Origin of the sequence: Psychrobacter sp. Pi2-51 (assembly GCF_904846665.1) — a bacterium.
Lineage (GTDB): Bacteria > Pseudomonadota > Gammaproteobacteria > Pseudomonadales > Moraxellaceae > Psychrobacter > Psychrobacter glaciei.
The window spans coordinates 1-21990 of sequence record NZ_CAJHBP010000019.1 but is presented as its reverse complement, the minus strand read 5'-3'; the positions used below and the strand labels follow the sequence as shown (position 1 = coordinate 21990).

19 protein-coding genes are annotated in these 21990 nt (G+C 42.3%); 10 read left to right on the top strand and 9 right to left on the bottom strand.

Features of this window, described 5'->3' with window-relative positions; genetic code table 11:
• Positions 1–11 precede the first annotated feature (11 nt).
• Positions 12–464: a D-aminoacyl-tRNA deacylase gene (gene dtd, locus JMY08_RS10310; RefSeq protein WP_201593198.1), complete on the bottom strand. Its 453-nt coding sequence runs from the start codon at positions 462–464 to the stop codon at positions 12–14.
• Positions 465–580: 116 nt separating this feature from the next.
• Here dtd and asd point away from each other — a divergent pair, with 116 nt between their 5' ends.
• A complete protein-coding gene (gene asd, locus JMY08_RS10305) occupies positions 581–1423 on the top strand; it encodes an archaetidylserine decarboxylase (RefSeq protein WP_201593197.1) in 843 nt (280 codons plus the stop codon).
• A 147-nt stretch (positions 1424–1570) separates the two neighbouring features.
• Here the strand turns inward: asd and JMY08_RS10300 are convergent, their stop codons facing one another.
• The 7 genes from JMY08_RS10300 to fadB all read right to left on the bottom strand — a co-directional run bounded on the left by JMY08_RS10300 (position 1571) and on the right by fadB (position 10214).
• Complete coding sequence (locus tag JMY08_RS10300; protein WP_265089749.1) at positions 1571–2176, bottom strand: DUF1287 domain-containing protein; 606 nt, start codon at positions 2174–2176, stop codon at positions 1571–1573.
• Positions 2177–2267: 91 nt separating this feature from the next.
• Positions 2268–2897 (bottom strand): HD domain-containing protein, encoded by a 630-nt coding sequence (locus tag JMY08_RS10295; protein ID WP_201593195.1) that lies wholly within the window; start codon positions 2895–2897, stop codon positions 2268–2270.
• 128 nt (positions 2898–3025) lie between these two features.
• Positions 3026–3601, bottom strand: a complete 576-nt coding sequence (locus JMY08_RS10290; RefSeq protein WP_189586717.1) for an isochorismatase family protein — start codon at positions 3599–3601, stop codon at positions 3026–3028.
• Positions 3602–3780: 179 nt separating this feature from the next.
• Positions 3781–5514, bottom strand: a complete 1734-nt coding sequence (locus JMY08_RS10285) for a rhomboid family intramembrane serine protease (protein WP_201593193.1) — start codon at positions 5512–5514, stop codon at positions 3781–3783.
• Between the two features lie 17 nt (positions 5515–5531).
• The gene (locus JMY08_RS10280) at positions 5532–6431 is read right to left on the bottom strand and encodes a hypothetical protein (RefSeq protein WP_201593191.1); all 900 of its coding nucleotides are present in this window, start codon (positions 6429–6431) and stop codon (positions 5532–5534) included.
• A gap of 220 nt (positions 6432–6651) precedes the next feature.
• Positions 6652–7824 (bottom strand): acetyl-CoA C-acyltransferase FadA, encoded by a 1173-nt coding sequence (fadA, locus tag JMY08_RS10275; RefSeq protein WP_189586714.1) that lies wholly within the window; start codon positions 7822–7824, stop codon positions 6652–6654.
• A 230-nt stretch (positions 7825–8054) separates the two neighbouring features.
• On the bottom strand, positions 8055–10214 hold the full coding sequence (gene fadB / locus JMY08_RS10270; RefSeq protein WP_201593189.1) for a fatty acid oxidation complex subunit alpha FadB: 2160 nt from the start codon (positions 10212–10214) through the stop codon (positions 8055–8057).
• An 806-nt stretch (positions 10215–11020) separates the two neighbouring features.
• Here fadB and JMY08_RS10265 point away from each other — a divergent pair.
• The 5 genes from JMY08_RS10265 to JMY08_RS10245 all read left to right on the top strand — a co-directional run bounded on the left by JMY08_RS10265 (position 11021) and on the right by JMY08_RS10245 (position 15649).
• On the top strand, positions 11021–12091 hold the full coding sequence (locus JMY08_RS10265) for a polyprenyl synthetase family protein (RefSeq protein WP_201593187.1): 1071 nt from the start codon (positions 11021–11023) through the stop codon (positions 12089–12091).
• Between the two features lie 71 nt (positions 12092–12162).
• A complete protein-coding gene (locus JMY08_RS10260) occupies positions 12163–12981 on the top strand; it encodes a DUF72 domain-containing protein (protein WP_201593185.1) in 819 nt (272 codons plus the stop codon).
• Between the two features lie 79 nt (positions 12982–13060).
• Positions 13061–13951, top strand: coding sequence for a hypothetical protein (locus tag JMY08_RS10255; protein WP_201593184.1), 891 nt, complete (start codon positions 13061–13063; stop codon positions 13949–13951).
• Positions 13941–14561 carry a hypothetical protein gene (locus JMY08_RS10250; RefSeq protein WP_201593183.1) on the top strand — a complete coding sequence of 207 codons (621 nt, stop codon included), beginning with the start codon at positions 13941–13943 and terminating at the stop codon, positions 14559–14561. Before JMY08_RS10255 ends, JMY08_RS10250 begins: the two co-directional genes overlap by 11 nt.
• Positions 14562–14908: 347 nt before the next feature.
• Entirely contained in the window at positions 14909–15649 is a 741-nt protein-coding gene (locus tag JMY08_RS10245) for an SDR family oxidoreductase (protein WP_201593182.1), read from the top strand.
• Positions 15650–15737: 88 nt separating this feature from the next.
• Here JMY08_RS10245 and JMY08_RS10240 read toward each other — a convergent pair whose 3' ends face one another.
• Positions 15738–16367 (bottom strand): superoxide dismutase, encoded by a 630-nt coding sequence (locus JMY08_RS10240; protein ID WP_010200680.1) that lies wholly within the window; start codon positions 16365–16367, stop codon positions 15738–15740.
• Positions 16368–16918: 551 nt separating this feature from the next.
• Between JMY08_RS10240 and rdgB the strand changes: the two genes are divergently transcribed.
• From rdgB to clpX, 4 genes are all read left to right on the top strand, one after another.
• Complete coding sequence (gene rdgB, locus JMY08_RS10235; protein ID WP_227679658.1) at positions 16919–17581, top strand: RdgB/HAM1 family non-canonical purine NTP pyrophosphatase; 663 nt, start codon at positions 16919–16921, stop codon at positions 17579–17581.
• A 419-nt stretch (positions 17582–18000) separates the two neighbouring features.
• Positions 18001–19344 (top strand): trigger factor, encoded by a 1344-nt coding sequence (gene tig / locus JMY08_RS10230; protein WP_194621088.1) that lies wholly within the window; start codon positions 18001–18003, stop codon positions 19342–19344.
• 391 nt (positions 19345–19735) lie between these two features.
• A complete protein-coding gene (gene clpP / locus JMY08_RS10225; RefSeq protein ID WP_026037287.1) occupies positions 19736–20431 on the top strand; it encodes an ATP-dependent Clp endopeptidase proteolytic subunit ClpP in 696 nt (231 codons plus the stop codon).
• 116 nt (positions 20432–20547) lie between these two features.
• Positions 20548–21825: an ATP-dependent protease ATP-binding subunit ClpX gene (gene clpX / locus JMY08_RS10220; RefSeq protein ID WP_201593181.1), complete on the top strand. Its 1278-nt coding sequence runs from the start codon at positions 20548–20550 to the stop codon at positions 21823–21825.
• Positions 21826–21990 lie beyond the last annotated feature (165 nt).

Sequence of the window (21990 nt, the reverse complement as noted above, 5' to 3'; positions counted from 1 at the left end):
ACAGATAATTTTTATACTTCTAATAAAAAGTTTAATGGCCCATCATTGACGCTGGCAACTTGCATATCAGCACCAAACTGACCAGTGGCAACATTGTGATGCTGAGTGTTGGCATAATCAACCAGTTGTGCAAATAGCACTTGAGCAGCATCAGGTGCCATCGCGCCACCAAAGTCAGGGCGACGACCCTTGTCTGTTTTTGCCATCAAAGTAAATTGCGACACCAACAACAGTCCGCCACAGACCTGTTGCACATTTTTATCCAGTTTACCGACCTTGGCAGGATCTTCATCGTTTTCAAAAATACGATAGGCCAAGATTTTGTCGATCATGCGTTGGGCAGTTTGCAGGCTATCTTCATGCCCCAAGCCAATATATGCCAATATCCCATGATCGATTTTGCCAATACAATGCTGATCGACGACGACGCTGGCGTGGCTCACCCGTTGTATAAGTGCTTTCATTTACTGATTCCTTAACAGATTATGCTCAGACAATAATGTGCTGTCCATGATAAAATACAGCCATTAACTTGACTAATTTTTATTCTTATTTCCAATCCTATTTTGGTAGCCTTATTATGAATGTATTTACCACCTTACAACAGCTTGTCCCGCAGCAGCAACTGAGTAAAGTCGCTGGGCGTCTAGCCGCCAGCCGTCATCCGTACGTCAAACGTGCCTTTATTCGTGGTTTTGCCAAAGCTTACGGCGTCAGCTTAGGTGAGTATGAGCGTCAGAGCTTTAATGCTTATGAAAGCTTTAATGACTTTTTTACCCGTGAGCTCAAAGAAAATGCACGTACTATCGACAGCAGCGCCAACGGTATTGTCAGTCCTGCTGATGGTATCATCTCGCAGCTAGGTCAAATTGAAGACCATAAACTACTCCAAGCAAAAGGTCGTCATTATGATGTTGGCCAATTACTTGCTGACAGCGAAGATGGTAGCTACTTCGCTGATGGTAGCTTTGCGACTGTTTATCTCGCGCCCAGTAATTACCACCGTGTGCATATGCCATTTGCGGGTACATTAACTAAGACCCGATATGTGCCAGGTACACTATTCTCTGTCAATAATACCACGGCCGAAAACGTGCCTGATTTATTTGCTCGTAATGAGCGTTTGGTCTGTTTATTTGATACAGAATACGGCAAAGCTGCCGTGGTAATGGTCGGCGCTATGATTGTCGCTGGTATCGAAACCGTCGCCACTGGCAAAATCAGCCGCACTGAGGACATCCAAGAATCAGAACACAATATGAGCTTTGAAAAAGGCGCTGAGCTTGGACGCTTTTATTTGGGTTCAACAGCGATTGTCGTTTTGCCAAAAGCCGCAAAAGCGGATTGGCAGGACAGCATGAAAGCCAATAGCGTGGTAAAAATGGGACAGTTATTGGGTCAAGCAAAAACTCAGCAAGCTTAATTTGTAAGAAGCTCATAATACTGAAAAGCCCAGTTAAACGTAGATAATGACGTTTGACTGGGCTTTTTAATGGCTGTTAGTTTGTACTACTTCCATTTTGTATTGCTTGTTTTTACTACTTTAGGCTACCTTGTCCAAAAGCCTTTATCAATATCGAAAGTGCTTATGGATAGGATAAGCAAATAGGATGTTTTCCTCCTGCGTACCACTTCCGATATTATGAATAATCAGCGGCGTACCATCAGCAGCTACTTTATCTGAGACGATACCGATATGCGGCAAGTTACCCTTTGGCAGCCGCCATGACACAACGTCTCCCGCTTGAAAACTGCCTTTATCAGTCGTAGATAATGTCTGTCCATGACGCGCAAAAAACGTTTCAAGGTTGGGCACGCGTCGATGATCGATATTTTTGTCCGTTGACTTTAAGCCCCAAATCTTTGGGTAGCCCGACCAATTTGATTTCATATCATGGTTGACCAACTGCTGCAAATCCACATTTTGCAAACGATAAGCACGGACAATCACATCGGTACAGACACCAGTCTCTATTGGTACATCACCACGCGGAAAGTCCAGCTTACGGTAAGTAGGATCATAACTCACCGTGACACCAATCTGTTTTTTAGCATCGTGCGCCAATTTATCGCCATCACTGATAGGAGCAAGCGCTTGTGCCATTTGCGCTACTCCCAACATGCTGACAAAGGCTAGCGATTTGTACCATGTTTTATAGTTTCTAGATAAGCGCATGGAACCTCTCTGTTATTATTGACACTATTCAATATAAAGGTTTTAAACAGCGTCAAACATTGCGAGTCAGTAACAAGGTGACGCTATCAATTTATTTATCAACCAACCACCCTTGCTGGGTCGCGTATTCAATGTTTTGTGATAACCAATCATGGATGGGAGGAAAGCTGTCTTTGATAAATTCATGCGCGCCAGCCACTTGCGAGCGTGTAACACCAAGCTCAATCCACGTTTTGCCCTCAGTATTTAAATTAAGCAAAAATGGCAACAAACGATCGATCACTCTAAGTAGATCAGCCTCTTTACTATTACCCGTTTCCTGCTCTTCCCAGATCTCACTTAAATCAGTAATACCGTTACCGCGTTCGCGTTGTAATCGAGCAATACCCTCGCGTTCTTCGAAGTGCGCATCACGACGGGCATCAGCATATAAAAAAGTATCGCCCGCATCAATCTCACCCAAATCATGCACCAGCGCCATCTTAAGCAATTTTTCATGATTGACGTCCAACTCAAACAATTCAGCGATTGACCAGCATGCCATTGCTAAATGCCATGAGTGCTCAGCAGAGTTTTCCAAGCGAGTCGTCCCCGTCACATAGCTGCGCCGATTGACACGTTTTAGGGCATCAAGCTCTAATAAAAAATGCGTGACGTCATCTATCTTAATATTTGCATCGCGCGTTGGATCGGTCAATGTTATAGGTGTGTTTGAGGACATATTTCTCTCTGGTTAAATGCAATACAGCGCCTGTCTTATCAAGCGCTGTTTTCACGAAAATAATTTACAATAATTGAAACAACAACGCTAAGAGTTCGCCCTTCATTCTCAACCCTTTATTGCATCCGCTACTTAATCAAATTACTAATAGTCTTAAAGGCAGGGTCTTGGCTACTGCGGCATAATTCAAACAGAATGGATTCTACTGTCGTAATCACGCCGCCAGCGCGTCGAATACGGCGAATGGCTTGCTTTTTGTCATAAGGAAAGCGCGACCCAACGGCATCTCCAATAATAACTGGCTGCATCCCATTATCCAATAAATCCAGCGCCGTTTGCATGACGCAAACATGGGCTTCGACACCAAATAATAGGACAATGCTGCGATTTTGCTGTGCTAGATAATGCCATGAGTCATTATTATCACAAGCGCTAAACGTGACCTTTTCAAAGCTTTTGGCATTGTCGCCTTCTAATACTTCACGTATCTCAGGTAGCGTATCGCCCAAACCTTTTTTGTACTGCTCGTTGAGCATAATTGGGATATTGAGGGCTTGTAGACCTTTGATCAAAGTGACTGTCTTTTTGACGATATTTTCATGGTCATAAATATGCGGCGTTAAGCGTTCTTGAACATCGATTATCATCGCTTGGGTATTTTCGCGAGCGATTCGATAGGTACGATCGGTAATCATAGTAGACATGGCACACTCCTTGTACGGCTGACTTTATTGTTAAAGGCTACGTTAGTTTTATCATGGATATTGTCTTTATTAGCCTTATGCTCATTTAGTCATAGTTTGCTGAGTGCGTCAATGGAGATAATTTTTAATCACAACTTGTCACTCTTGACTCAAACTGTTACCTACCCAAAAGTGAGTAACTATATATTGTGGCGCCTAGCATTACGTAACAAAGCCTGTTTTTGAGTCATGACCATGACCACACCGAAAATCATACCAACACATAAGGTCAGAAGATAATACACCATATAGCTGAGCGTGTTTATGAAAGCAACAAACATACTGGATAAGAGGATGGTCAATATGACAGCCACAGTAGCACCATATATTTCTCTATATTTTTTGTTATAAATCTTATAAATAACTAATGTTATCGCAATACCAAACATGCCTAATATAGCGCCCCAAGCACCCGCCATGTCCATATCATAATAGAGAACCCCTAAAATATTAGCGAAAATACCACATATAAAAAAGGCAATCGTAAAACGTATAGGACCCAATACTTTTTCCAAAATATAACCTGTAGCAAACAGCATTCCCAGACTCATTACTAAATGCATAATTCCTGCATGTACAAAAATTGCTGTGACCACCCGCCAATGCTTACCAACTTGCAGCGCGTCCACCGTTAACCCACCTACACTATTTACCTGTCTAGATAAAGGGTCAATGATATCCATACCCATGAATACGGTCAGTATAAATGCACCTATACAGGTCAGCATCAATACTAACGTTGCAGGTCGTTTTTTATTACTTTTAAACAGAGCTACTAGGCTTTTTGATAGATCACTCACTGGTGCTCGTTTTTTTACGGGCTTTTGTTTTTGTATATGTTTTCGCTTTTGTATATGTTTTTGCGTACCTTTCTTTTCTTGACTATCAAACTCTGCTGCGAGAACGAGCAACAAGCACAGCACCATACCAATAAAAAACGAACCAAACCCCCAAACGAAATCACGATCTAAACTGTCAACGAATATCTCTGATTCAGGTACTAACACCAAGGGTGGTAAATTAGACTGCTTATTAGTTTTAGAGATAGTATACAAATAGGCGCTTCTGTCATTTGATGACTTCAGCTTTCTAAAATATCTGATATTAGAGAGGTCAGCAGCGGCGTATCTATAGCTCGAGTCATTAATAAACGCTGAGTATTGACTGTCTTTAATACTTTGGTCTGCGCGATTATCGTATTTCGTGTGGTAGCTAGAACCTAGCCAGATATTATCAGCAGCGGCAAACGGTGTAACAATGTAATAATCAATATGCAATGTCGATTCGAAGTATCGTCCATTGACTACTACTTGTGTCTCTATATAAGAAACTCTCTCTGATTTTACTGGCTCAACATTACCAACTTTGAAGTATTTTTGTTTTGGATAATGACGAATATCATTCAAGCTGTCTACTTCAATGACGTCATAAGCCGCTTTGGACAAATAGTTTTGGCTGATCAAAAGCGGTATCACTAATGCTAAAACCATCGTGATACAAAAATAGCCTGAACTACTACGCTTAACCCACTTTAAGGTTAAAAGCTCGTACCTCGGCCACATCCAAATACTAACGACTGAAATAGATAAAAGGAGAGGAATACCAAAATCCCAGTAGCCCTCCTTTAAAGGCAGAATATTTAGATAAATATCAAGTACCCAACGCAAAACACCAAAAAGCAGAATGGTCAGGATACTTAAACCCAAATAAGGCAAAAACACCTGCTTTAATTTTAGTTTAATCGATCCTTTAGGGCGTTGGGTTTTCTGCTCTTTACGCTTAGCAAGTTTACGTCTCTCCTGTCTACCTACTCTGCTTCTATTTCTATTTTTATTCTTATATCTATATTGGCTTCGCTTATTGTTATCTCGCATACATCGTCACCACCACTCTAACGCACCTTAAACTGTTGAAACTCTTTTTTATCAATTTTTGCTTTTAAGATTAATAGTAAGCAAATAAACATACCAATGATAAAAAACCTAATCGTTTTTAGTAACTGTTTAGTAGCAGCTTCTGCGAGCGTACCCACCTTAGCAATGAATATGTAAGGTTCACTCTCGTATCCTTGAGGTGATGATTCAATAGCCTGTAAATAGCCACTTTTAACATCTGAACTTTTTAAGTATTCAAAATAATCAGCCAAGGGTACTCCTGAGTTTTTATATTCACATTTTGACGTTTTAATAAATACTTCAAATTGCTGTCGCTTTTTCTGTTCAGGCAGATTGTTGTCAATAACAATACGGAAGTTTTGTCCTAACCAAACATTATTGGCGTCAGAAAATGGGGTAGCTAGATACAGATAAACTAGCAGCTCACTCTGATATTTCCCAGTTACTTCGGTAGTAATATGAGATACAACTTCTTGTTTTTTAACATTGAAATCAGCTACTCTAAAATACTTTTGTTTTAGGTACTGTCGAGCCTCGTCAACGTTATTTATATCGATAACACTGTACGACACTTTTGATAGATAAACTTGACTCATAGATAGAGGTGGAAACAAAGCTAGCACCATCACCAAGTAAAATATATTAGCGCTATCTTCTTTAAAAAAATTAAAACGTAACAGCCGAATCCGCGTACGCATACAAACAATCACAACTATAACACTAAGCAGTAGCGGAATAATCAGATCCCAAATACTGTCCTTGAGTGGCCATATATCTAAGTAAATATCTAAAATCCAGCGTACGACATTATAGAGTAACGCTGTTAAAAGACTTAACCATAAAAAAGGTAGAAATATAAGTTTGAGTTTTATCTTAGTAGACTTCTTATCCAACATACATTGTCACCATCAACTAAAACATTCTCAACTGAACTGCAGTCAATTAGTCTTCCTTTAATTAACATTATTTCACACACAAAACTATATTTGTTCTAAACGCGAAAAAGCGCCTCCAACATTAAGTGAGAGACGCTCATTTTACAAGACATTAATATAAAATTGATCAACAAATATCAGTTTTATTAATATTTACTACTATTTGGAAGTCAGACTAAAATTACACACGCTCAATGATAGTAGCAATACCTTGGCCAAGACCGATACACATCGTCGCTAGACCGATTTCAGTATCTGATTGCTCCATCGCGTTTAGCAAGGTAACCGTGATACGAGCACCAGAACACCCTAGTGGATGACCTAGCGCAATCGCGCCACCGTTGATGTTGACGATGTCTTGCTTGTCCGTCAAGTTCAAGGCTTTAAGTACTGATAAGCCTTGCGCTGCGAATGCTTCGTTTAGCTCGATGGTTTGCATATCATCGATGCTCATGCCAGCACGCTTAAGTGCTTTTTGAGTCGCAGGTACAGGACCGTAACCCATGATAGCGGCATCACAACCAGCCACAGCCATGCTGCGAATACGAGCACGTGGCTTAAGACCTAGCTCTTTGGCTTTCTGTGCGCTCATCACTAACATTGCAGATGCACCGTCAGATAATGCAGATGACGTTGCAGCAGTCACCGTACCACCTTTAGGATCAAAGGCTGGACGTAGATTTTGCATTTGCTCCATCGTAGCATCAGGGCGAATCACTTCATCGACGGTACATAGTTGCAAGCGACCAGCAGCATCATGACCTTCGATACCGATGATTTCATTGTCAAAACGACCTTCAGTGGTCGCAGCCCATGCACGGCGATGAGACTCAAGACCAAAGGCATCTTGCTCTTCGCGAGTGATGCCATTCATACGGCCCAGCATTTCAGCAGTCAAGCCCATCATGTTTGAAGCTTTTGCATAATGCTTTGATGCTTCAGGGTTAAGATCAACACCATGCATCATGCCGACGTGACCCATGTGCTCTACACCACCGATGATGAACACATCACCTTGATTGGTCATGATTTGGGCAGCGGCAGTGTGTAGCGCCTGCATAGAAGAACCACATAGACGGTTAACTGTTTGACCACCTGCAGTCTTTGGAATACCAGCCAGCAGACCGATGTTACGACCGATGTTTAGACCTTGCTCTAGGGTCTGGTTGACACAACCCCAGATGATGTCTTCAACGTCGCGTGGATCGAAATCGTTACGTTCAACCAATGCACGTACCAATTCAGCAGACATGCTATCAGCGCGAACGTGACGGAACATACCGTTTTTGGTTTTACCCATCGCTGAGCGTACGCCATCTACGATGACCACGTCTTTTGGACTTAAAATTGTCATACTATCTTCCTTTTCAATTTTTATTGTCAGTGTAGTCAGTCCACTTTAGTGCTATTACCTCGTCAATCTCGCCTAAAGTACAATAGGTACATTAGCGATTGAGTTCCTTGTGCTAGCTCTAAATTGAATTAACTATAATCGTACGTTCACTATTGGAGACGATTCATGTCTCAATTGCTCTTAGCCTAAATAGCAAACGTACGGCACTTCATCCTAGTAGTGACTGCCTATTACGCTGTGGCGTAAAAGGTCTCGCCTGCTGCTGCCATGTCGCGAATCTTTTGCGGCGCTTCATAGGCTTTGCCAAGATGGGCGTATTTTTCACACAATGCCAAGTAGTTATCTAGACCCATTTGGTCGACATAACGGCAAGGACCACCGCGGAATGGCGGGAAACCAACGCCCATAATCATCGCCATATCAGCTTCAGATGGCGTGCTAACGATATTGTCTTCTAGGCAGCGTACGGTCTCATTACAGAAAGCCAGCATAGTACGGTCGATAATCGCTTGATCATCAAAGGTTTGCTTTTCACTATCTGTCGTGGTTTTGAGTAGCTCATAAGTGGCTTCGTCAGCAACTTTCTTTGGCTTGCCGCGCTTGTCCATTTCGTACTTATAGAAACCAACACCGTTTTTCTGACCTAAGCGTTTGTTTTCATATAAAAGCTCAATCGCACCTTTATAATCAGGCTTCATACGGTCAGGGAAACCTTCTGCCATGACTTCTGCACCATGTACACCCGTATCTAGACCAACGACGTCGATTAGGTACGCAGGACCCATCGGCCAGCCGAATTTTTCCATGACTTTATCAACATGGACGAAATCAGCGCCTTGCTTAAGCAGCAAATCAAAGGCACCAAAGTATGGGAACAATACGCGGTTCACAAGGAAGCCTGGGCAGTCATTCACGACGACAGGCACTTTGCCCATTTTTGTGGCCAAAGCAACGGTCGTTGAAATAGCTTCTTCAGAAGATTTTTCACCGCGAATAACTTCTACTAGCGGCATACGGTTTACTGGGTTGAAAAAATGCATACCAACGAAGTTTTCTGGACGCTCAAGTGCTTCAGCTAAGAAAGTAATAGAAATCGTTGAAGTGTTTGACGCTAGGATACAATCGTCTTTTACTAGACCTTCTACTTCTTTAAGAACCGCACGTTTGACGTTCGGATTTTCTACGACCGCTTCGATGACGATGTCAGTTTCAGCAAAATCGCCATAGTTTAGCGTTGGACGGATACGGCTTAAGGTTTCACCCATTTTTGCTGGGGTCATTTTGCCGCGATCGACCATTTTGCCAAGTAGCTTGCTGGCTTCGCCCATACCAAGGTCTAATTGCTCAGACTTGATGTCTTTCATAATGATTGGCAAGCCTTTGCTGGCTGCCTGATAAGCGATACCGCCACCCATGATACCAGCGCCTAGTACAGCCGCTTCATTGATTTCGTGTGCTTGCTTGCTGTGCTGTTTCGCTAATTTCTTAACCAATTGATCGTTTAAGAATAGACCAACCAAGCTTTCTGCTTGTGGGGTTTTCGCCGCTTTTGCAAAATAGGTCGCTTCAACGTCGATCGCTTTATCACGTGATAAATTCACATGCTTTTCGATTGCTTCGATCGCTAGCGCTGGTGCTGGGTACTGCTTAGGATTGGCTTTGGCAAAGATCATACCTTTGGCACTGTTGAATGCCATGGCTTGCTCAAGCTGATTTAGCTTAACAGGCACTAATTTCTCTTCACGTTTTGCTTTCCAGTCAAGCTCACCTGAGATACATTTTTTGACCAAGTCAATCGCTGCATCTTGCAAGTCGTCAGCAGGAACCGTCGCATCAACCAAGCCTAGCTTTAGTGCTGCTAGTGCTTTTTTAGGAGCGCCAGTCGCGATAAGCTCAAGCGCATTGTCGATACCAATGATACGCGTACTACGAACCGTACCACCAAAACCTGGGAAGATGCCCAATTGGGTTTCTGGTAAACCGATAATCGCTTTGTCACTCATGACACGGTATTCACAAACCAATGTCATCTCACAACCGCCGCCCATTGCAGCACCATTAATGGCAGCAACTTTTGGAAACGGCAAGTCTTCAAAACGATTGAAAGCGTCATTAACATGAACGACCCAATCTTTGATCTCGCTTTCTGACTTTTTGAAAGAACCGACGAATTCTGTGATGTCAGCACCAGCGATAAATACGCCTTTCGCCGAAGTTACGATAAGACCTTTTACGTCATCAGCTTTTTCTAAAGCGGTGACGGCTTCACCAAACTGCTTGTTGGTTTCGGCATCAAACTTGTTCACGCTCTCATTTTCGGCGTTGTACTGCATATTGGCGATGCCATCCTCTAGCATTGTCACCGTAATGCGATTTCCTTGGTATACCATCTGAAACTCCTTTCTATATAACGAAAGCTACGTTTTGAATTAAAATAAATAGCCAGTTACTGTTAGTAAAATGGGTAATAGCACTGTGCGCCTGTTGTGTCATAAAAACCAACACAGAGTCTACGCACGAGTGAAGATGTCTTTATTATCTAGCGCTCATGATGATGCACTTATTTTGCGTTTCTTACATGACATCATATGACACTTCATTTATATAATTTCTTTCAAGGTGCTGCTGTTGCAAGTGTTGATGTTATAAATATTGACTGAGATATGGTGCGATATGAGGTATCGACGACCAAATAACCTGAGTAAAAACCTATTGCCATCGTCACCAGATCATTTTCACGTCAATTAGTGTAGGGGATTATGCCCCTCACTGTCACAAGCTAATGCCATACTCGCAAGTCACTCTTAAATCGCTTGTAGGCATTTACCTTACGCTAAAAGTTATTTAGTGAACAACTGTAAACTTAGTTATCGAATTGAATCACTAACTTAGATAAACAGTGAACCTAATCTTGAATGAGTACCATCTCAAAGATGGTAGACCGTTGGTGCTATCCGATTAATTGTACCTCGCTTAGCTTGCTCTTTTATCAGAACATATTCAACCAATGAGTGAAATCATCCATGCGTAACGAAATCTTGTTGTTATCTTTCGACTGAAGTGAGCCTTGTTCCAAACAGACCGCAACAGAAAAATGCCAAAAACAATCGATTGATACTCTGTCTCACATAAGCAATATAATCGTTCATGCTACACTAACGATAATTTTATTACTCCTCTGATAAATGGTTGGATTATGACTGTTTCTTCTACGCCAAGCGTTATGCCTACTAGCTTTAAGTCTTTTAATCGCTCTGACAGCAGCACCGATAGCAATGCCAATAATAGCACCAAGCAATTCCATAGTGCTGTGCGTGCACAATTAGCCAAAGATATCGATGTGTTGTTTGCTTATGCCCAGTTACCAAGCCCACTGTTGGATGCTTGCCGTTATGTGATGACGGGTCAAGGTAAATTGGTACGTCCACTGCTGGTCGCCAGCGCCTTTGCCAACGTGAATGATAATAATAATAAGAATGTTGATAAAGACAATGCAGTCAGCGATGAATTAGCATCGTTATTAGAAAACGACTCAGATTATGATATGGCGCGCCGTGCCGCGTTGGCAGTAGAGCTGCTACATACCTATTCGTTGGTGCATGATGATTTGCCCTGTATGGACGATGATGACCTGCGCCGCGGTCAGCCAACGGCTCATATCGTATTTGAAGAATCGACCGCCCTACTCGCCGGTGACGTATTACAAACGCTAGCTTTTGAAGTATTGACCGCAGAGCTGCCTACCTTTGCGCATTATGATACGGATATCGCCAGCCAGCTGCTCGCTATATTTGCGCCGCGTGCCAGACGTATGGTCTCCGGTCAAATGCTAGATCTCAATGCAGAAGCCAGTGATAGCATTTCACAAACCGATTTGGAAGCCATTCACCGTGATAAAACGGGCGCATTGATTGAAGCAGCCATGCTTATGGGTGGTATATGTGCTGGGGCGACGGCTCCTCAACGTATGGCACTACAAGAGTGTGCTCAGCATATTGGCCTAGCCTTTCAAGTTCAGGACGATATCTTAGATGTCACCACCAGCACCGATACGCTGGGCAAGCCTGCTGGCAGCGATGAAAAACTGGACAAATCTACCTATGTAAAATTCATGGGCGTTGATAAGGCGACTGACTATGCGCAATCGCTGTTTAATGATGGACGCGCAGCCATTATGCGTGAATTGAGCAGTAGTACCGACAACTTTGACACAGACAACGACGCGCTATTGGCACTGATTGAGTGGCTCTGGTCGCGTAAAAAGTAGCTTGGCAAATAACCGAAGACAAAAGATATCGTAGCAAATTTTATTACCCAAAACGGCAGTGAGTGGTCAACATGGACAGTAACCCTACCCCACGTATTTATCTTGGCACTGGTGGCTATAGCGATACTGACATGCTCGGTACGCTGTATCCTACTGGCACCAAAAAAACCGAATTTTTACGTGAGTATGCCAAGCAATACGGTGCGGTGGAGATTAACAGCAGCTTTTACGCACCTATTGGGCAAAAAGCGTTCGCGGGTATGGTTAATAAGGCTTATGAACAAGCCGACAGCGAGTTGAAGTTTGCCGTCAAACTGCATCAAGACTTTACTCATGCACGCAAAGGCACTGCCGAACACGCGCAAGCATTTCTAAACGCATTATCTCCACTTATCGAAGCAAATGCTCTAGCGCCTTTACTGTTACAGTTTCCGCATGGCTTTGATCGTACTCGTGAGCATCGCCTCTATCTGGCAAATCTTGTCAGTTGGTTTCAAGACTACCCACTCACCATTGAGTTTCGTCATAACGCTTGGCACACGCCGCAAGTGGTCGATAGCTTTCGGCAGCAAGGCTTGATTTGGTGCAGCGTGGATTACCCGAAGGTAAATGGCCTACCACCGTCACGGTTGATATTTACCGAACGTACTGGCTATCTGCGCATGCATGGCAATAACCTAAACTGGTGGGATGCGATGAGCGCAGCTGACCGTCATGATTATCGTTATAGCGAGGCGGAGATGCAGGACTGGGCGCAAGCAATTGCCAATCAGCGCCAGCACTTTGATACGCTCTATATCTTCTTTCAAAACACTACTAAAGCACATGCTTACTATAATATTGCGATGTTACGTGAAGCGTTGAGTAAGTTTGGGTTTGAGGTGTTGTAGCTTCGATGTCCCACAATATTAAATGTGTAGCTACTAGTTGCACTAGATCGTTATAATATAATTAAAACCGAGAATAAATATGGATTTAGAATCGATACTAGCGCTTCCCAAACAACATAGATATACATTCATAGGCCTGCTGATATCTTTATTCGTTATTGCACTTTTGATTGATTCGAAATTTAGTGAGCTTTCACTATTAGAAGCTTTTATCGGTTACATTAGGTCAATAGCTGCTGCAATTCTAACATCTCTATTTTTACTATGGGTAATCACATCGTTCCTTCCTCATCAAAAGAAAGGCGAAGGATTAACAGAAATAGAAGCTCAAAAAATCACAAAAGAGTTCGATGAACTTTTGAAATCAGCAAAAAGATGGCGATATAAAGGAAACTTCGGTAGATATATGCGAGGAAAAGTATTACCTACTTTAGCTAATCAGCAAAACTGTCATATTAGTGCTTGTATTATTGATCCTACGAATAACGAATTGTGTGATGAACATGCACGCTATCGTAGTCAAATAAACTCGATAGATAAAGGTAGCAAGTATGACGCCGATACAGTTGCACTCCAAGTGCTCGTCACAGTTGTAATCTGTGCTTGGTATTCTATAAATACAAGAGCAACGATTGAACTTTATTTATCTCAGTCATTTGATCCTGTTCGTATAGATTCGAATGATGACGCGATGATCATAACTGTAGAAGATAGACGCAGTCATGCATTGAAAGTAACTAAACATCATTTCACTTACGAGCATTTCGAAATGTCTATGGAATTCGCTCGAAAACAAGGTAGAAAAGTGAATCTAGGAGGTGTAAGGTCTGATATTAAACTTTCAGAACTCCAGCAGCAAGATGTCTCAACTGCATTAAACCTAGCAGATATGTCAGAACTTTGTCAGAGACTTACACCAGAAAAAATTCTTCAAGCCTGTTTAGAATCGAAAAACCCTTATGAAAACTAATTTTCTAGAGTTATCAGAATTCATCTTAAAAAATTTAGATATGTTGTCATCTAATCTTGTTCCACTTTGGCATCCTCTTGGCTTCGTTTCTTGCATAATCGAAGATATTCCTTCAAGCCATACTATGCGTTTACACTACTGGCCTAAAGGTGAAAGGAGAGTCAAGAATCCAGACTGGCCGATTCACACACATTCCTATGCATTAACAAGCTTAGTTCTCAGTGGTAAATTAAGAGATTTACAGTATCGTGTAGTCCCTGGGGCTGAACTGTGGATTTACTCTGTAAATTACTTTGAAGGCGGCTCAGAGATTGTCAGAACCTCCGATACAGTTCAAGTGCATGATGAAATTGATGAAATAAGATCTTCAGGCGAGCAATATCAAGTCCCTCGCGGTATATTCCATCAAACGCAGGTGCCCATTAATCAGTCAGTAGTTACTCTAGTAATGTTAACAGACCAAAACTCGGAAGCCCCAAAGGTGTTAGGCGATAAACAATCAGATAAATACCCTTATGATCGAATCCCATTTGATTCTATTATTTTTTGGAGTGAAGTAAAAAAAGCCTTAACTTCTTATGTGGAACTAAACATTGATAGTAATAATTGATTCCAATATTTCTTACTTTATAATGGCTTATTTAGCTTCTAACCATACATTTCATATCACTGTATTGTAACTATTATATTGAATAAACCAAAAAAGGACGCCTCTCAGCGTCCTTTTTTCTTATCCAAACCCTTAGTATCTAAGGACTACTCTCCAACGAACGTCTTTATTTTCGTTCCTTATATCTGCATAAATACAATAGATGAATTTATCCAAAACAAGCATACAGAATCGCTCTATTTACTGGTTTGGCACACTGGTAACTTATAACCTACTAATCAAGAGACATCAGTCAAAACGCAATATAAGCGTACTGATATTCACTTATACTATTGGAGAAAGTATCGATGACAACACTAAAAAATAAAGTCGCGATTGTAACCGGTTCATCAAAAGGCATCGGCGCACAGATAGCCATATTGCTCGCAGAATCAGGGGCTAAAACCGTCATTAACTATGCAAATGATGACGCAGCAGCCAACGATATCGTAAGCCAAATCAAATCGGCGGGCGGTGAAGCTATCGCTGTGCAAGCCGATGTCAGTAATGCCAAACAAGTCGAAGCGATGTTTGATGCAACTATCGATGCGTTTGGTAAGCCAGATATTTTGGTGAACAGCGCAGGCGTGATTATTTGCAAGCCTATCGCAGAGACGACCGATGAAGACTTTGACCGTATCTTCTCTATCAATGTAAAAGGCACGTTTAATACATTGCGTGAAGCAGCGACTAAACTTAATGATGGCGGTCGTATCGTCAACCTCTCAAGCACAACCACTCGTATGCTACTACCTACTTATGGCACCTATTGCGCGACCAAAGGCGCGGTAGATCAGCTGACCCGAATTTTTTCTAAAGAAGTTGGCGCGCGGGGAATTACGGTCAATGCAGTGTCACCCGGCCCTACCGATACCGAGCTGTTCCATGAAGGCAAAGCAGATGATACGGTAGAAAGACTCGCTAGCATGTCACCGTTTAATCGTATCGGTGAACCAGTCGATATCGCCCGTGTGGTGGCATTTTTGGTGAGTGAAGAAGCTGCTTGGGTCACTGGGCAGAATATCGGTGCTAACGGTGGTATAGCGTAATAGCGTTGTTCTATTAAGAACTATTAAACAAAAAAAAGGACACCTCGCGGCGTCCTTTTTTATCAATCAAATACTTAGCAGTTAAAGATTATGCTTCAACGCCAGCGTCTTGACCTTTATATTTTGCATTTGCGTAGTCCCAGTTCACTAGCTTGTCTAGGAACGTATCAACATAGTCAGGACGACGGTTACGGTAATCAACATAGTACGCGTGTTCCCATACATCACAAGTCAGTACAGCTACTTGGTCATGTGCAAGCGGGGTGTCAGCGTTAGCTGTTTTGGCGATTGATAATTTGCCGCCAACTTTATCAGCAACTAGCCATGCCCAACCTGAACCGAACTGAGTCAATGCTGCATTTTTGAACTCTTCACGGAACTTGTCGTAGCTACCGAAATCTTCTTCGATTTTCGCTTTTAGATCACCAGTAGGTTCGCCGCCGCCGTTTGTAGGCGTCATGCAGTTCCAGTAGAACGTGTGGTTCCATACTTGGGCTGCTTGGTTGAACATACCTTGCTTGCTGTCATCTTTAGCAGTTGCTACGATGATTTCTGGCAATGTTTTGTCTTCTAGACCAGAACCTGGCAACAAGTCTTTTAGCTTGTTTACATAAGCGGCATGATGCTTGTCATGATGGTACTCTAGCGTCTCGGCACTGATATGTGGCTCTAGCGCGTCTTTTGCATATGGTAGGTCTGGCAATGTAATATTTGACATAATTATTTTATCCTTGCTGTTTAGCCGTTAATTTATAAAAACGTATTATAGAGACTGAATTTTACGCTATTTTTACACCGTAAAAAACACTATAAAATAGCGGACTAAATTGGCTGAGTTTATTGTTAGAAATGAATGTTATCGCTTGATACATGTTACTGCTCAATACAATATCACGTATCATTATGAATCCAAAATGAACCTAGCGGTTACTGCTTGCTATTATTCTTTGCTTAAAAGCCAAGTGTTTGACTTCATAAGCATTTATTAATTAAATATTCAAAAGTTACAGGATATAACTCGCTGTAGCTTGGCGAGTATTATAGCAACAATGACCAAAAATATCAGTTACCAAATGTTATAGACCGTACAATCAGTATAGCCATTAGCTATGGTCAGCGGATAGCCCAGCCGATAGCCCAAGCTACCTCACAGACATCAATGACTACTGCAAATATGACGGTTAGCTAGATTTATAGCCATAGTAAAAGACACTAAAAATAAAAGCTAGATTAAACAGACTCTACGTAATCATTTAATGGAAAGACACTATGACCAACACAAATACCATCGACACTCCCCTACACGCAACACAACCAACGCCGAATACCCAATGGGTGCTCGCCAGTAATAACAAAGGCAAGCTGGCTGAGTTCAAACGGTTATTCGCTGAGGCAAATCTAGAAGTGACCATCATCCCGCAAGGTCAGCTCGATATCGAAGATGCCATCGAGGACGGCTTGAGCTTCGTCGAAAACGCCATTATTAAAGCGCGTCATGCTAGCCGTATCAGCGGACTACCTGCTATTGCTGACGACTCAGGACTGTGTGTGCCCGCACTCGGTAACGCACCGGGCATCTACTCTGCTCGCTATGCTGGTGAGCATGGTAACGATAGTAAAAATAACGCTAAGCTCATTGCTGACTTGCAGCCTATTCGTACTGAGCACGCTAACGAGCCTATCAAAGGGTTATTTGTTTGCGTACTGGCGATGGTGCGCCATTCTGACGATCCATTGCCGATTATCGCCCAAGGATTATGGCATGGCGAGATTTCAGAGACAGCGCATGGTGACGGTGGCTTTGGCTATGATCCATTGTTTTGGTTACCTGACTTGCAAACCAGTGCAGCCAGTCTGAGCGCTGCTGATAAAAACAGTATCAGTCATCGTGGTCAGGCCATTCAGCAGCTATTGGCACAACTGCCTTTATAAGTGCTCCTATTACTACCTTTATAAGTGCTCCTATTAAGGTAAGCAACATAAGGAAACATGACACCAAACAGATAATTTTTACTTTAATAATCAGATAGATTATACTGTTCTACTTTTAAAAATTTTGTCGAAAACCGTTATATGTCTGTATAATTCACCAAAAAGCGTTATTATGCGGTGCATTAACGGTTTATTATTGATATTTGATAGCATTTACAACCTCAGCAGTTTTATATTTTGTGCTGGCAGCGATTGCTACTGACACTGATATGGACGTTGCGGGCTATCATTGTCCCCTATTTATTCCAACGGCAATCCGTTGTACATGCCCGTATTTTGAGGCTCGGTTTGTCTATTACCATTTAATCCTAAGTACTGCTTAATTTTAAGTACTATCTAATCCTAAAGGTGTAATTAACATGGCTACAGATTTACAAGTCACAACCAACAAGCTATCTAACAAAGAAACCCAATTGACAGTTAAAGTACCTGTCGAAAAAATTCAAAACAAAGTCGAAGGCCGTATTCGCCAAGTTGCGAAAACTGCCAAGATTGACGGTTTCCGTAAAGGTAACGTCCCTATGTCACACATCCGCTCTCAGTACGGTGCTGGCATTCAACAAGAAGTTATCAACGATGTGATCCGTGATACCGTTTTTGAAGCGATCAAATCTGAAGACATCCGCGCTGTTGGCATGCCTAACATCGACGACGTAAAACTTGAAGATGATTTCTTGGTATATCAAGCCACTGTTGAAATCTTCCCAGAAGTAGACGTACAAGGTATCGATGAAATCGAAGTTGAGCGTCATACTGCCAAGGTTGATGAAGCTGACGTTGACACCATGATCGAAAACCTACAAAAGCAACGTGAAGAATTCGTTGAGAAAAAAGGCATGGCTGCGAAAGACAACCAAGTGACTTTTGACTTTGAAGGGTCAATCGACGGCGAAAAATTCGAAGGCGGCTCTGCTGAAGACTTCAAATTGGTTATCGGTAGCAACCAAATGATTCCTGGCTTTGAAGCGGGTATCAAAGGCATGAAAGCTGGCGAAGAAAAAATCATCGAAGTGACGTTCCCAGAAGATTACCAAGCTGAAAACTTAGCGGGTAAAGAAGCTCAGTTCAAAATCAACGTAAAATTGGTTGAAAAATCTAAGCTACCTGAAATCGACGATGCGTTCCTTGAGCTATTCGGCGTAAAAGAAGGCGGCGTTGAAAAACTAAAAGACGACGTACGCAAAAACATGGAACGCGAAATCAAAAACGCTGCGCGTAGCCAAGTTAAGCAAGCGACTTTTGATGCATTGCTAGAAAAGAACGAGTTTGACGTACCAAACGCGATGCTAGAGCAAGAAATCGAGCGTCAACGCAACATGATGATGCAACGTTTTTCTCAGCAGTTCGGCTCTAACGCTGAAAGCTTCGATAAAGACATGCTACCAAATGAGCTATTTGAAGAGCAAGCGCTACGTGCTGCCCGTCTTGGCATCATCGTTGCTCGTGTTATCGATACCAAAGGCTTAGAAGTAGATCAAGCACGCGTTGAAACGTTCATCAAAGAAGCCGCTGAAAACTACGAAGATCCAAGCGAGGTAATCGAGTACTACACCACTGATAAGCAGCAGCGCGCTAACATTGAGTCTGTGGTACTAGAAGACCAAGTGGTTGATTATCTAATCGAGCAAGGTAAAGTAACTGACAAAGAAGTTAGCTACCAAGACTTGCTAGCTGCTCAGCAACAGCAGCAGCAAGCAATGTAAGATGATGCTCTGATTATTCATCAGTGTCGTCACATCAGCGCTAATCGGTAACCATGCTTGAGCGATGCCCTAACATTTTGTTGGGGCATTTTTATTGGTGGCTTATGTGCTATCTTTATCCATACTTTATAGCAGCTCCCCTTGATAAATCCATATAGACGCCTTATTAATAGGGAGTCATTTATCGTTTGTCACATTAAAACGTTACTATTGCCCCCATAAAAAAGTTACCATTGGTTCAATTATTTTTAGCAACATCTAGCGCTTATTATTTTAGCCAGTTAGTATTATTAAAAGATGGCAACATTTACAATGATAAGCATTAATAAAAGCTTGGCTGTTCGCTAATCTCTATCTCTTTATTTTATGTACTTATAAACAGGACATCTCTATGACAGATTATGATCGTATTACTGCTAACCCGCATTTTGATATGCTGATGAGTGCGCACAATACTGCTCAAAGCGCGCAACACACTCAAAGCGCCCCTCAGGCTGCATTAGTGCCTATGGTTGTAGAACAATCAGCGCGCGGTGAACGCTCGTTCGATATTTTCTCACGCCTATTACGTGAGCGCGTTATCTTTTTGACTGGTCAAGTCGAAGACCATATGGCCAACTTGATCGTCGCACAGCTATTGTTTTTAGAAGCTGAAAATCCTGATAAAGATATTCACTTGTATATCAACTCACCAGGCGGCTCAGTAAGTGCTGGTTTGGCTATTTTTGATACCATGAACTTTATCAAGCCTGAAGTATCGACCATTTGCATGGGCGGCGCATACAGCATGGGTTCATTCCTATTGGCAGCTGGAGAGAAAGGCAAGCGTTATGCCCTAGCCAATGCTCGAGTGATGATTCACCAGCCATCAGGTGGCGCACAAGGTCAAGCAACTGATATCGAAATTAATGCGCGCGAAATTCTAAAAACTCGTGCACGTTTGAATAAGATATTAGCTGAGCGTACGGGTCAGCCAGTAGAAAAAATTGAAAAAGACGTCGAGCGTGATTATTGGTTGGATGCCGAAGAAGCCAAAGAATACGGTTTGGTCGATGCAGTATTAGAGCGTCGCCCTGCTTCTTTATAATTACTGCATAAGAGCACAAGCTTTGATGAGCATTAAAAGCCTGAACGTTATGCGTTTTGGCTTTGATGTCAAAAATCAAAATATTTGTAAGTTTTAAATTTTAGGAGCGCCTTTATATGGCAAAAGATAAAACACCGCATTGCTCTTTTTGTGGCAAAGAAAAAAGCGAAGTAAAACAGCTAATCGCCGCTGATGATGCCAATATCTGTAATGAGTGCATCGAATTGTGTACCGACCTCATTGCAGATACCGACAATGATAATGACGATGCTAATAGCGAGATTGATACCTCTTGGGTCAATAAAAAGCTACCAACGCCAAAAGAGTTGCGTGCCAAGCTCGATGAATATGTCATCGGACAAGACGCTGCTAAGAAAGCACTGGCGGTCGCTGTTTATAACCATTATAAGCGTCTAAAAGTCAGCCAAACTTTGGCCAATGACAGCAAAAAATCTAAGATTGGCGCTGACGATGCCATGGTTGAATTGGCTAAGAGTAACATCTTGCTAATTGGCCCGACAGGCTCTGGTAAAACGCTACTGGCACAAACCTTGGCTCGTCTACTTGATGTACCTTTTGCAATGGCAGATGCCACTACCTTGACTGAAGCAGGTTATGTGGGTGAAGACGTTGAAAACATCGTACAAAAGCTGCTACAAGCGTCAGATTATGATGTAGCTAAAGCTGAGCAAGGCATCATCTATATTGATGAGATTGACAAAATCAGTAAGAAAGGCGACAACCCTTCTATCACGCGTGATGTATCAGGTGAAGGCGTACAGCAAGCCTTGCTAAAGCTTATCGAAGGTACGGTTGCTGCTATCCCGCCGCACGGTGGTCGTAAGCATCCACAGCAAGAGCTGATTCAAGTCGATACCAGTAACATCCTTATCATCGTCGGTGGGGCGTTTGCCGGTCTTGATGCGGTGATTCAGCAGCGTACAGAAAAAACCGGTATTGGCTTCAATGCTGATGTCAGCTCAAAAGACGATAGTAAACGTAGCTCAGATTTGCTACAGCAAGTCGAGCCAGAAGATTTAATCAAGTTCGGTCTGATTCCTGAGCTGATTGGTCGTTTGCCAGTGCTCGCTGCCCTAAAAGAGCTTGATGAAGAGGCATTGGTGCAGATATTGACGGAGCCAAAGAACGCCTTGGTTAAGCAATATAAGTACTTGTTCGATATGGAAGGCGCTGATATTAGCTTTACCAAAGAAGCGCTTGATGCGATTGCCAAAAAAGCAATGGCACGCAAAACGGGTGCTCGCGGTTTACGCTCTATCGTAGAAAATGCTTTGCTTGATACTATGTATGAGCTGCCATCTATGAAAGATGCGAAGACCGTGCTCGTCGATGAGGAAGTGATTAATGACGGCAAAACCCCTGAAATTGCTTAATATATAGTTCAATGATGACAGCTAATTCCTTAATTGGCTGTCATCAAAAAAAGCGTCTGGCATTATGCTAAGACGCTTTTTTTATGTCTGTCCCATCCTAGAATGAGTTGATATATTTTAGGCGATATTATGTCAAACCTAGAGAGTAACAGAGCTAAGCGCAGT

Coding starts and splice junctions, on each gene's coding strand:
- dtd (WP_201593198.1), bottom strand. CDS start 464: ATGAAAGCACTTATACAACGGGTGAGCCACGCCAGCGTCGTCGTCGAT.
- asd (WP_201593197.1), top strand. CDS start 581: ATGAATGTATTTACCACCTTACAACAGCTTGTCCCGCAGCAGCAACTG.
- JMY08_RS10300 (WP_265089749.1), bottom strand. CDS start 2,176: ATGCGCTTATCTAGAAACTATAAAACATGGTACAAATCGCTAGCCTTT.
- JMY08_RS10295 (WP_201593195.1), bottom strand. CDS start 2,897: ATGTCCTCAAACACACCTATAACATTGACCGATCCAACGCGCGATGCA.
- JMY08_RS10290 (WP_189586717.1), bottom strand. CDS start 3,601: ATGTCTACTATGATTACCGATCGTACCTATCGAATCGCTCGCGAAAAT.
- JMY08_RS10285 (WP_201593193.1), bottom strand. CDS start 5,514: ATGCGAGATAACAATAAGCGAAGCCAATATAGATATAAGAATAAAAAT.
- JMY08_RS10280 (WP_201593191.1), bottom strand. CDS start 6,431: ATGTTGGATAAGAAGTCTACTAAGATAAAACTCAAACTTATATTTCTA.
- fadA (WP_189586714.1), bottom strand. CDS start 7,824: ATGACAATTTTAAGTCCAAAAGACGTGGTCATCGTAGATGGCGTACGC.
- fadB (WP_201593189.1), bottom strand. CDS start 10,214: ATGGTATACCAAGGAAATCGCATTACGGTGACAATGCTAGAGGATGGC.
- JMY08_RS10265 (WP_201593187.1), top strand. CDS start 11,021: ATGACTGTTTCTTCTACGCCAAGCGTTATGCCTACTAGCTTTAAGTCT.
- JMY08_RS10260 (WP_201593185.1), top strand. CDS start 12,163: ATGGACAGTAACCCTACCCCACGTATTTATCTTGGCACTGGTGGCTAT.
- JMY08_RS10255 (WP_201593184.1), top strand. CDS start 13,061: ATGGATTTAGAATCGATACTAGCGCTTCCCAAACAACATAGATATACA.
- JMY08_RS10250 (WP_201593183.1), top strand. CDS start 13,941: ATGAAAACTAATTTTCTAGAGTTATCAGAATTCATCTTAAAAAATTTA.
- JMY08_RS10245 (WP_201593182.1), top strand. CDS start 14,909: ATGACAACACTAAAAAATAAAGTCGCGATTGTAACCGGTTCATCAAAA.
- JMY08_RS10240 (WP_010200680.1), bottom strand. CDS start 16,367: ATGTCAAATATTACATTGCCAGACCTACCATATGCAAAAGACGCGCTA.
- rdgB (WP_227679658.1), top strand. CDS start 16,919: ATGACCAACACAAATACCATCGACACTCCCCTACACGCAACACAACCA.
- tig (WP_194621088.1), top strand. CDS start 18,001: ATGGCTACAGATTTACAAGTCACAACCAACAAGCTATCTAACAAAGAA.
- clpP (WP_026037287.1), top strand. CDS start 19,736: ATGACAGATTATGATCGTATTACTGCTAACCCGCATTTTGATATGCTG.
- clpX (WP_201593181.1), top strand. CDS start 20,548: ATGGCAAAAGATAAAACACCGCATTGCTCTTTTTGTGGCAAAGAAAAA.